The sequence below is a fragment of the Vibrio thalassae genome (genome assembly GCF_900089835.1).
GTDB lineage: Bacteria > Pseudomonadota > Gammaproteobacteria > Enterobacterales > Vibrionaceae > Vibrio > Vibrio thalassae.
Genome location: NZ_OANU01000011.1, coordinates 51,685 through 63,131, shown reverse-complemented (window position 1 = coordinate 63,131; position 11,447 = coordinate 51,685). Strand labels below are relative to the sequence as shown.

The window sequence follows — 11,447 nt, the reverse complement described above, 5'->3', positions numbered from 1 at the left end:
AGTAAAAACCTGTCTCAATGAGGCAGGTTTTTTTTAGCTATCGAAAATTTAGAGCTGTTGTCTGATCAAATCAATGGTTGCATTAGGGTTCTTATAATCGATAGGGACTTCAATTATGGTGCTATCGTAAGATAAAAATAAAGACGGAAAACTATTCCCACCAATGCTGCGAGCAAAATGGATCTCTTTAGCAAGCAGTTGTTTGATTTCGTCTGAAAAGAAATCCTTTCTAAACGAGTCAGTATCTAGTTCAATCTGCTCCGCTACCTCTAGCAACACCTCAGGTTCACTGGGGTTTTTCGCATCAAGATAATACGCCTGCTGTATAGCATGGTACATTTCTCTCTCGGATCGCTGTTTGCGGGCCGCAAGCACAGCACGACATGCGGGGTAGGTAGAGCGTTTAGGGATATTTAACGACCAAAAGTCATGATTAAACGATGTGCCTAAGTCGCTTTCTATTTTATGCCAGTAGGACGCAATCTGAGTTTGCATATCCTCGGGCATCGGAACATCTGAGTCAGGAGCCAGACCACCGAGCACGTACTGTATATCTAGATAGGGTGTTAACTCGGCTTCAATCCTTTTCCATGCGGGAGCGTAGCCCCAACACCAAGAGCACATAGGGTCATAAACATAATATAATTTTGTCAACTTACTCATATCACTGTCCTTGTCTCTGCCTACTGAGTGTCATCATTCACCCTATCATTCACCCTATCATTCTCCCTATCATGGAAAAAAGAGTCTGATAATCCATGCTTGTTTGATTTGGTACCTAGACAGAATTATGTGTTAGTGTAAATTGTTCTCATTATCAAGCGTGAGAGTGGTTTTAAATGAAGAGTATCACTATTTTCGGAGTAAGCAGCGGTGTTGGTTTAGCGGCGGTTCGTTATTTTTCATCTCAAGGGCTTGAGGTTATTGGGGTGGCGAGAAACCACTAACAAAGTGGAGGAACTCAAAACCTTATGTTGCCAATTGATATCCTGTGATGCAACGCAGCAACTAGACGTCGAAAGGGCGGTAGCACAACTCCCTCAAGATACGGTGGTGCTTTCTACCATGGGTAGCTTCAGGGCAGAGGTTCCGGTTGATTACATTGGACATCGCTATTTAACGAATGCTTTAGAGAGCAAGGGAATTCGACGTTTTTTACTCGTCACGTCCTTAAGGTGCGGAGATTCTTGGGTGTTTCTTTCAGAACGAGCGAAAGCGGGATTCGGTGCCGCTGTTAGGGAAAAAACCTTAGCAGAAGCTTGGTTAGCAAGCAGTCAGCTGGATTACACCATCCTAAGGCCTGGTGGTTTGAAAGATGGAGCGATAACTCACTCTGGTGAGTTATCGCAAGGGATTGAAGTTCACGGTGCCATTACTCGCAGTGAAGTTGCTCGTTTGGCGCAGCAAATATTGTTATCGGCAGACCCTATTGGACAGATCTATCAATGTATTGATCCAACCGTAAGTTATTATTAATCATCAGAAAGGCTCATCAGGGACATTGATGAGCCTTGTCATTATGTGTCAGGACTAGTTAATGCGGGTATTATTGAGGGCATAATTCCATACTCGATAGAAGTAGAATATGTAACCTATTCCCAAAGTCAGTATCGAAATAATAAACCAAAGCAATACGTGTCCAAGGTCACTGAATAAGTCGATATCGCAATCCATTTTTCGTTCCTGCCCAGCTTCATCAATGACATATGTACGATTGATGATGAACTTAGAGAATGAATAGGGGAAGAAAAATAGCGCAATGCCCAACGTAATTACGCTAAGAATTAACCAAATCAGTAAGTGACCCACAATGTCAAAAATGGCGACATCTGCTCGCAATCTCATAAAACTACCTGAATTAAAATAAACAATGACTTTCGCGCGAAAGGCATTTACCAATTATTGAGTGAGAGCGTGTTCTTGTATCACGGAATTATAACGCTCGAAGCCTAATCTGAGATCATCAATGAGATCATCAACACTTTCTAGACCGATGTGAAGTCGAATTAATGTGCCATCAAAGTAAGGATTGGCGACCGTTCGTAATGCGTTAAAACTGCTCGGTTCATTTGCCAAGACTAAACTTTCAAACCCGCCCCAAGAATAGCCCATACTAAAGTGCTGCATACCATCCAAAAACGCCGTCGTTGCTTTTGGATTGGTTGTCTTAAGGACAAAGCTAAACAGTCCATTTCCGCCAGTAAAATCACGGTGGAAAAATTCGCTACCAGGGCATGTGTCTAGCGTTGGGTGACGAACATGATCGACTTCAGCTCGAGTGGCTAACCACTTGGCGACTTCAAGGCTATTTTGCGCATGTTGACGCAGCCTTACATCCAGTGTCCGAATTCCACGAAGTCCTAAGTATGCATCATCGGGAGAGACACATTGTCCCATAAGATAACTCTGTTCACGTAGCTGATCCCAGTACTTTTCATGTGTGACCGCCGTACCTAGCATCACATCGGAGTGACCCACGATATATTTGGTCGCAGCCTGGATAGAGATATCCACTCCGTGTTCAAATGGTGAGAAGTTCACACCGGCTCCCCAAGTGTTATCGAGCATCACAATGATGTCCGTTTCGTGGGCAATATCAGCCATTAGAGGGACGTCTTGGACTTCCATTGTGATAGAGCCCGGGGATTCCAGAAACAGGATTTTAGTGTTTGGCTGAATGAGTTTACGGATACCTTCGCCAATCATTGGGTCGTAGTATGTGGTCTTTACGCCCATTTTTTTCATAATTGAATCACAAAAATCACGTGTAGGCTCGTAGCAGGTGTCAACCATTAGAATATGATCGCCAGTCTCTACAAACGACAGAATGGCGTTAGAGATAGCCGCGGTGCCACATGGATAGAGAGCACAGCCTACGCCACCTTCAATTTCCGTCATCGCGTCCTGGAACGCAAAGTGGGTATGAGTGCCACGTCGCCCATAAAACAGCGTTTTGTTTGCCCGGTTAATGGTGGCATGCTTTTTCTCTGCCACGCTATTAAAAACGACGGTGGAGGCTCGCTGGACGGGTGGATTAACGACACCGTTGGTCCATTTCTTATCACGGCCAGCGGTAATGAATTTGGTGGTCTTGCTCTCTGACATTTAGATTCCCTGTCTGCGTCTTGAACTTTCTTGTAGAAAGGCGATGTTTAAAGAGGATAAATGCAATAAAACACGAAGGCCAAAGAGTTTCAAGTCTTTGGCCTTCACGACGCCAGTAAGAGAGAGTCTCTAAGCTATGGTCAGAGCAGTGGATTGAAGAGGTAAAATAGCCTTTCAAAGAATCGATGGTAAATACTTCTTTGTTTCCAAACGCTGTAGTCTACCTGTTCCGAGCGCTGGACATAGCTAGACTGTAATGTATGCATTTCTTTGGTAAAGGCAGGATCTTCCACCGCTAATGTGACTTCGAAGTTTAACCACAAGCTGCGCATATCCATATTAACCGTACCGACCAGACAAAATAGTTCATCGATAACGACGGACTTGGTATGCAGTAAACCGCCGTCAAACTCGTAGATTTTGACTCCTGAGGATAGTAAGTCGGTATAGAACGCTCTCGACGCCCACTTCACCATGATGGAATCGTTGTTCTTAGGAATGATCAGTTCAACTTTGATGCCTCGCTGGGCCGTCGTTTTGATCGTTTCGAGCAAATCAGCACTTGGTACAAAATAAGGGGTGGTAATTCTCACAGATTCTTCTGCTTGATGCATAGCTAACGTGAGTACCTGACTAATTAAATGGTCAGGCATACCAGGTCCCGACGGTACCACCTGTACTGGTTTAGAGTCGATAGGGATCTCAATGCTACATTCAGGTTGTGCAGGTAACTGGCGGTCGCCAGTTTCCACTTCCCAGTCCCAGCAATGGATAGCAGAAAGCACATTTACGGTAGGCCCTTCAATGCGGATCATAATGTCAATCCATTGACCTACTCCCGAATCTTGCTTGAAGTAGGCAGGGTCTACCATATTCATTGAACCGGTATATGCAACATCATCATCAATAACAATGATTTTGCGATGCTGGCGCAAGTCTAAGCGACGTAGAAAGATACGCCATGGTGATACTTTTAGACCTTCCACTAGCTCAATGCCTGCGTCTCGCATCATTTTCGCCCAGTGACTTTTGAAAAATGTGTGACTCCCAGCAGAATCTAGAAGTACTTTGACATCGACACCGCGTTTTGCTGCTTGAATTAGGGCTGATGCAACAGAGTCAGCTAATCCACCTGGGTGCCAGATATAGAACACCATACGAATGCTTTGTTTGGCTTGTTCAATATCATTGATGACTGAAAGCAAGATCTCTTGAGGAGTTGTTTGTAATTGAAGTTGATTGCCGCATAGGGCAGGGATACCCATTCTGTTGTTACACAGATGGTCTATCTTAGAAATGTGCGTACCCAGACCATCGGTAATGTGTGCATTACAATCATTGAGTTGATAGAACCAATCGCCAAACGGGTGGAACATTTCTCTGGCACGGTCTGCACGTTTTCTACCTAGGTTCAGCTCACCAAACAAGAAATAGCACAGTACGCCTACGACGGGGATGATGTAAATCACCATTAACCATGCAAGAGAAACGCTGACAGCGCGACGTTTGAGCACGACGCGTAGAGTGACACCCGCGACAAGAACCCAATAAAGTCCAATGCCAGCCAGTGTAAGAAAGTGGTATACCTTGTCCATTTTGCCTCGTTAGAAAGACGCTTTCGCAAATAATAAGCTCAGAATCAAGTATTTGAAATAGTTAGTTGCCTGTCAAATACAACCTGTTACACAAGCCATGAAAATGAATGAAAACCGTCATTTCTACGCAATTCGGTAGGGTTTTGATGACGATGTTATTAATATTAATGCAAAGGGGATGTGCAGAAGACTGTCGTGAGCGACAGAGTTTTTTGGTTTACAGGTGGTGGCAAAAGGGGCAAACCATCGACAAAAGGAATGAAAAATAATCATTTGGAGGTTTGGCGCTTCCAGTTTTAAATATAAGCTGTTTTACTTGCTACATCGCCGCTTTAGATAAATTTTACGTGCGCTGTAAATTATATCTTACACCTTTGGGCGCGAACGACTGAGAGCACAGGGAGAGACTGCCTCATAGGCAGTTTTTTTGTGCGGAGAAATCATTTCATGGACAGCCACAAATTCGTCTACTGATTAGACACACATGGTACAAACTGATGGCAAGTTCCGATAGAGGCCAATTTTCTTCTCGTTTTGGCTTTATAATGGCTGCTGCTGGCTCAGCAGTGGGTTTAGGTAACGTTTGGGGATTCCCAACTCAAACCGCGAGTAACGGCGGCGCCGCATTCCTTCTTATCTATCTTTTGATGATGGCTCTGCTTGCTTTTCCAATGCTCGTTGCTGAGCTCACTATAGGCCGATATGGGCAATCTAACCCAATTGGCTCACTACGAAAAATCTGGACCAATAACCGCTTGTTAGCGGTGTTATTTGGTACCACGGCTATGCTAACTGCCTCAATGATTTTGAGCTTTTATGCCATCTTAGCTGGATGGTTAATAGGCTTTGGTGTTTCCCCAATTATGAAGTTGATTGGATTGCAGTCGTTATCGGAATGGTTGATTACTTTTGGAACGGGAAGAAATGTACTGCTGACGGTCATATTCATGTTGATGACAGTATTTGTAGTACGCCGTGGTGTTGCAGACGGTATTGAAAAGTGGTCATCACGATTGATGCCAGTGTTGTTCGCCCTATTCTTAGTGCTCATTATCTACATTTTCACCCAACATGGGGCGATGGATGGCTTAAAAATGTACCTTGTTCCTAATTGGGAGCATGTGAACGGTGGACTGGTAGTGAATGCAATGGGACAGGCGTTTTTCTCGTTGTCACTGGGAGTGGGTGCAATGATGGTGTACGGCTCTTACCTAAGTAAAGACGTCAATATTCCAAAGACGGCAGGTCAAGTGGCCATTATTGATACTGGGGTGGCGTTTTTTGCGGGCTTACTCATTCTTCCTGCGATGTTTGTTGCAAAAGCAAATGGTGTGCAGATCTTTAGTGAGACTGGTGAGTTAATCAGTTCAGGGAACCTTGTTTTCACTGTGTTACCAAGCCTGTTTGACTCTATGGGGCTGGTCGGAGAAATTGTCGGTGTCGCTTTCTTTGCGCTGATGGTAATTGCTGCACTAACTTCTTCAATTGCCATGCTAGAAGTACCAGTCTCCTGTTTGCAAGAAGAAATGAAGATCAAGCGAGAGAAGTCCGCGATCATTTTGGGTTTAGTGATATTGGTGTTCAGCGTGCTTATTGCAGCGAATTTTGACACCTTGTTTGATTGGGTTGCTACCGCGTCGACTATGTATATGCAGCCTTTGTTAGGGGTAGTTTGGGCGATCGTTATCGGTTGGGTCTGGAGTCGAAACGCTCTGCTTAAAGAAATTCAACAAGGTTACCCTGAAATAGAGAAGACGTGGTTTTGGCGGATCTGGCCAATTTACGTCAAAGTGGTGTGTCCTATTGCCATCATAATGGTGTTTGCTTACCCATTCTTATAATGAATGGGTGAATTATTGCTAACTAGAAGCTGCTCATTGAGCAGCTTTTGTGTATTATCCCTGCCCATTATTCCTTAGCGATAAGGTATCGTATGTTCGATATTCATTATGAAAATGACGATTTTGTGGTTATTAATAAATATCCAGGAGTGAGTGTCCATAAAGATGATGGTGATACCATGTTGGTGTCAGAGGTTGCACGTGCCATTAGCACCTCATCACTTCATCTAGTACACCGGCTCGACAAAATGACATCTGGATTACTTATTTTGGCCAAGCGAGCGGAGATTGCAGCGCAGTTTTCACGTCTGTTCGAACAGCGCCAGATAGACAAATACTACCTTGCAATCGGCAGTAAAAAACCGAAAAAGAAGCAAGGAACGATTGTCGGTGATATGGAGCGTTCAAGACGCTCGTCTTGGAAATTGGTCAACTCAAAGAATAACCCAGCAGTCACGCAGTTTTTTTCAGCTGCAGCGGAAAGTGGCGAGCGGCTCTTTTTATGCAAACCTTTGTCAGGCAAGACGCACCAAATTCGTGTTGCCTTGAAATCCATAGGTTCACCGATTAAAGGTGACGCTATCTACAACGTAAGTGATGATGCAGACCGAGGGTACTTGCATGCTTACGCACTGCGTTTTGAACTCTGCGGCGAGTTATTTCAATTTCGATGTGACCCAAGAGGGCGCGATCTTGGTGAGAAATGGCAAGCGGCAGAGGTTTCCGACGCTATCGATAAATGGTCGCAACCTTGGGAGTTAGCATGGCCGAAAAAATAGAACAACAAAACGGTGATAACGAGGCAATGCAAGCGAGTCAGCTAGCGGTTTTCTTCGAGCTAGTTTCAAAAGGGCTATCTCATTCTAATGTTGAAGTGAGGCGTCTTTTTCATGGTCGAGGCAAGTGCTGGCCTGGTTTGGAGCAACTGACGTGTGACTGGGTTGCCAGTCAATTGTTAGTGAACTTGTTCAAACCGGTCGATGAGACGTTTATGTGTACGCTCAAGCAGGGGCTTGAAGAGTTATCCACCAGCGACGTTTGGCGAAACGCTCAAGGCAAGGCCATTGTCTTACAGCACCGATACAGTGATGGCGCGCCAACAGAAGTCTTATGGGGGGAGCTTGATAGCAGGCCAGTTGTTTTAGAACTCGGATGTAAATATCAGCTGGATATTGGTCGTAACCAGAATTTTGGACTGTTTCTTGACATGCGAAATGGTCGAGAGTGGGTAAAAGAGCACGCGAGAGGGAAACGAGTATTAAACCTGTTTGCCTACACCTGTGGATTCTCCGTAGCGGCAATCGAAGGTGGAGCAGAACATGTGGTAAATGTTGATATGGCACGCGCCTCGTTAAACAAAGGGCGTGATAATCACCGATTGAATGACCATGATACGTCTAACGTTACTTTTATGGCACACGACATCTTTAAATCGTGGGGCAAAATTAAAAAGTATGGCCCTTATGACCTGATTATTATCGACCCACCTTCGTTCCAAAAAGGCAGTTTTGCGCTGACTAAGGATTACAAAAAAATCCTACGACGTTTACCTGAGTTGTTGAATGCGCAAGGAGAAGTGATGGCGTGTGTAAATTCACCGAGTGTTACACCGAGCTTTTTGATTGATAGCATGAGAGAAGAAGCGCCAACACTCACTTATATTGAGCGCTTGGCTAACCCATCAGAATTTGCAGACAAAGATGATGATGCGAGTTTGAAAGTCTTACTGTTTCGCTAGTCGATTCAAAACAAATAAAAACGGCACATCGCGTGCCGTTTTTGATTGGGATGCGTTGGGGTTAGTTCACCCAATCTTTCAATTCAAATGTTAGTGTGTGCTCAGCGCCTTTCAGTTCAAGACCGTTTTTAGTGACGGTAATAGCACTCCAATCTGACAATGTTTTTGACATTGTTTGTTCGATGTCCATCGCTGTACCAGCGCACATCTTCATGGTCATGCCCATTTTCTCAATGCGGAATTGACCATCCTTAAGCTCTGCTTGACCAGAGAAGTTATTACATCCAGCATTGCCGTTTGCTGTCATCTTCTCACCAATCTCTAAACGAGGGGCTTGGTTTTGTTCGTCAACTTGAATTGGGTTGCCGTCAATTTGAACTAAGTTCCAATTGTGATGTTGAAGATCTTGAGCGGTTACTGCTTTCATCGCTTCCTCTTGCGTATTGTTTGCGGCACAAGCCGTCATTAGAACTGGAAGTGCAACTGCGGCGAGTAACGTCTTAGAAAAAATCTTCATATAATTTGCTCCAACTGAATGAAATTATTGACAAGCTTAACTAATAAAACACTGTTTTTTGTCAGGGACAGGTTATCTTTAGTATAGTGGTTTTTTGATTGGATACGTGTAATCCCTTACGTAACAGTGAGTTTGGATTCGCAAAAGTGACATAAGTCAGACTATTCTTACTATACAAGCTTGTTTTCGCTTGATAAATGCAGTGCAACGATCTGAAAAAAGGATGTCGATGGAGCAACTAGAGTTTTTCACCGTACCAAGTCCATGCGTACGTGTCTGCACAGTTGATGAGAAGGGGTACTGTCAAGGGTGCATGCGTAAGCGTGATGAGCGATTTAATTGGTTGAACTTTACGACAGCACAACAGCTCCATATCATTAAATTATGTCGTCAACGCTATCGTCGCAAACTCATGCAAGGCAAAGTGCCGATAGTGAATGCAGTATTAGAAGAAGACGATAGCCCTCAACAAGATCTGTTCTAAAACCGTTTGTTTTAGCGAATTCTTTCATCAGCCCTTTATCGCTAATAATAACCGCGCTAGCAATAATTTAGCGCGTTATTGTCACGTTAAGCGTATGGCGTATCTAAATAAAATGTGATGTTAGTTCAAATTGATACTGGTATCCAAGATGGAATTCTGTTTATTATAGGTTAGTCAATTATCAATAATATTAATGGATTCATGCAGATACTTATTTGTGACGACTCAAAGGTAGCGAGAAGAAGCTTAGCGAGTTTTATTTCTAGCTCTTTTGGTGGTGAAACCGTATTTGCAGAGAATGGTCGTCAAGCGCTGGAAATAATTAAGCGGGATGAGATTGATATCTTATTCCTTGATTTAACCATGCCTGAGATGGATGGTTTTGAAGTACTAGTAGAACTTCAATCATTAAATCATCATCTAAAAGTTGTCGTTGTCTCTGGTGACATCCAAGAAATCGCACGTCAGCGCTGTTTAGATTTAGGTGCTTATGCGTTCGTTGAGAAACCACTAAAAGTTGAATCGGCAATACCATTATTTAATGACTTGCAGATCCCCATTGATGATAGCCGCCTCCCCAAACAATCATTTACCAGGCAGCAGATGTTTGAACGTTTTCAAGAAACGTCAAACATTGCTCTTGGAGCCGGTGCAGCGACAATATCTGCGCAGCTGAAAGAGTTTATTCTATTGCCTGTTCCTCGAGTTGGGGAGCTGACCTTTAGCGAAGTCACCATGATGATCCAAGATGCCCTCAGCCGTGATAATAGTTGCGCAGCAGCACAGCGGTTTGTTGGTAGTGGCTTACATGGAGAAGCCTTGGTCTGTATCGAAGGTGAGTCTGTCGCGCAAGTAGGACGGCGCTTGGGTTACGATGATGGCGAAATATCCCACGATGAAATTGTTGTAAACTTGGTCAATGTCCTGGTGTCTTCTTTTTTGGTCTCGCTCTCCGAACAACTTGGTTTGGAGTTCTCTTTACGAGAGCCATTGCGTATTGAAGACTTTAGCCCAGAGTATTCTATGCTCAATACAAATGAGCACGTATTTACTATTGAATATACTTACGACGCAGAAGCGTTGGATTTATTCTGTTCGGTATTATTCATGTTTGATGCGGAATCAGTGGCGATTATCCATCGGCAAATGGAGCTGTTGCAATGACGACGATGACTTTAGAGCTGTCCGACTTTCACTGGACAATGCAGTTACTGGATACCCTAGATGCAGGTTTAATTGTTGTCGACCGTCAATATAACGTCTGTGCCTGGAATAGTTTTATGCAACATTACAGCGGTATTAATGCAGAGAGCATTATGGGGCAATGTCTGTTTGAACGGTACCCAAACTTACCGGAAAAATGGTTGCGAGCAAAACTGGAATCCACAGGGACGCTAAAAACGCGAGGTTTTTCGAATTGGGAAGATCGACCAATTATCTTTGAATTTAAGAACTTCTCACCGGTTTCACAAGGTCTTCTAAACATGTATCAAAACATGGTCATAACGCCTTTGAAATCGCCGCAGGGGGAAGTGACGCATTTTGCCATTATGTTGCAAGATGTTTCGGACATTGCTAAGAGCAAGATGCACCTTAAACATTCCAATGAAAAGCTGACCGAACTAGGCCGAACTGATGGTTTGACTGGACTGTTCAATCGCGCGTATTGGGAGTCTCAATTTATTGATGAGTTCCATTCAGTGCAAACCACGGGTCGTACGTCAACTCTAGTGATGTTCGATATCGATCACTTTAAACAAGTCAATGATACCTATGGTCATGCTATTGGGGATAATGTAATCAAAACCACCGCGACGCAATTACTCAAAGCGGCGAGAGGGAGCGATATTTGTGGCCGTTATGGGGGCGAGGAGTTTGCTGTGTTACTCACAGATACGACCGCCGATCAGGCCTCGTACTTCGCAGAAAGGTTGCGTAAGCGTGTCGAGAGTCTGTGTCTGGAATTTGATGGACAATCACTTCAATACACTATCAGCTTAGGTATCACTGAGTGTCGCCCCTACGATAACAATCATGTCGACTGGCTAAAGCGAGCTGATAAAGCACTCTACCAATCGAAAGAGTTAGGTCGCAACGCCACATCTATTCTTTAGATAGCACAACCCACTTAACATTCAGTGGGCAGTATAAAAAAGCGAGCATCAAT

The 11,447-nt window shown here is 44.0% G+C and carries 11 protein-coding genes and 1 pseudogene; 7 read left to right on the top strand and 5 right to left on the bottom strand.

The window, feature by feature from the left end:
- Positions 1 to 48: 48 nt before the first annotated feature.
- Entirely contained in the window at positions 49 to 663 is a 615-nt protein-coding gene (locus VTH8203_RS06460) for a DsbA family protein (RefSeq protein WP_096992919.1), read from the bottom strand.
- 176 nt (positions 664 to 839) lie between these two features.
- On the opposite strand from VTH8203_RS06460, the pseudogene VTH8203_RS06455 reads away from it, so the two are divergent.
- Positions 840 to 1,476 (top strand): annotated as a pseudogene (locus VTH8203_RS06455) (SDR family oxidoreductase).
- Positions 1,477 to 1,530: 54 nt separating this feature from the next.
- Here VTH8203_RS06455 and VTH8203_RS06450 read toward each other — a convergent pair.
- From VTH8203_RS06450 to cls, 3 genes are all read right to left on the bottom strand, one after another.
- Complete coding sequence (locus VTH8203_RS06450) at positions 1,531 to 1,845, bottom strand: DUF6693 family protein (RefSeq protein ID WP_096992918.1); 315 nt, start codon at positions 1,843 to 1,845, stop codon at positions 1,531 to 1,533.
- Positions 1,846 to 1,899: 54 nt separating this feature from the next.
- On the bottom strand, positions 1,900 to 3,105 hold the full coding sequence (locus VTH8203_RS06445; RefSeq protein WP_096992917.1) for a cystathionine beta-lyase: 1,206 nt from the start codon (positions 3,103 to 3,105) through the stop codon (positions 1,900 to 1,902).
- Between the two features lie 140 nt (positions 3,106 to 3,245).
- Positions 3,246 to 4,700 carry a cardiolipin synthase gene (gene cls, locus VTH8203_RS06440; RefSeq protein WP_096992916.1) on the bottom strand — a complete coding sequence of 485 codons (1,455 nt, stop codon included), beginning with the start codon at positions 4,698 to 4,700 and terminating at the stop codon, positions 3,246 to 3,248.
- A 497-nt stretch (positions 4,701 to 5,197) separates the two neighbouring features.
- Here cls and VTH8203_RS06435 point away from each other — a divergent pair, with 497 nt between their 5' ends.
- From VTH8203_RS06435 to VTH8203_RS06425, 3 genes are all read left to right on the top strand, one after another.
- Positions 5,198 to 6,541, top strand: coding sequence for a sodium-dependent transporter (locus VTH8203_RS06435; RefSeq protein ID WP_096992915.1), 1,344 nt, complete (start codon positions 5,198 to 5,200; stop codon positions 6,539 to 6,541).
- 92 nt (positions 6,542 to 6,633) lie between these two features.
- A complete protein-coding gene (locus VTH8203_RS06430) occupies positions 6,634 to 7,320 on the top strand; it encodes a TIGR01621 family pseudouridine synthase (protein ID WP_096992914.1) in 687 nt (228 codons plus the stop codon).
- A 26-nt stretch (positions 7,321 to 7,346) separates the two neighbouring features.
- Entirely contained in the window at positions 7,347 to 8,279 is a 933-nt protein-coding gene (locus tag VTH8203_RS06425) for a class I SAM-dependent methyltransferase (RefSeq protein ID WP_096992968.1), read from the top strand.
- A 61-nt stretch (positions 8,280 to 8,340) separates the two neighbouring features.
- Here the strand turns inward: VTH8203_RS06425 and VTH8203_RS06420 are convergent, their stop codons facing one another.
- The gene (locus tag VTH8203_RS06420; RefSeq protein WP_096992913.1) at positions 8,341 to 8,796 is read right to left on the bottom strand and encodes an META domain-containing protein; all 456 of its coding nucleotides are present in this window, start codon (positions 8,794 to 8,796) and stop codon (positions 8,341 to 8,343) included.
- Positions 8,797 to 9,025: 229 nt separating this feature from the next.
- Between VTH8203_RS06420 and VTH8203_RS06415 the strand changes: the two genes are divergently transcribed.
- The 3 genes from VTH8203_RS06415 (at position 9,026) to VTH8203_RS06405 (ending at position 11,394) form a co-directional block, all read left to right on the top strand.
- Entirely contained in the window at positions 9,026 to 9,280 is a 255-nt protein-coding gene (locus VTH8203_RS06415) for a DUF1289 domain-containing protein (protein ID WP_096992912.1), read from the top strand.
- Between the two features lie 201 nt (positions 9,281 to 9,481).
- Positions 9,482 to 10,444 (top strand): response regulator, encoded by a 963-nt coding sequence (locus tag VTH8203_RS06410; protein WP_096992911.1) that lies wholly within the window; start codon positions 9,482 to 9,484, stop codon positions 10,442 to 10,444.
- Positions 10,441 to 11,394 (top strand): sensor domain-containing diguanylate cyclase, encoded by a 954-nt coding sequence (locus VTH8203_RS06405; protein WP_096992910.1) that lies wholly within the window; start codon positions 10,441 to 10,443, stop codon positions 11,392 to 11,394. Before VTH8203_RS06410 ends, VTH8203_RS06405 begins: the two co-directional genes overlap by 4 nt.
- Positions 11,395 to 11,447: the final 53 nt, after the last annotated feature.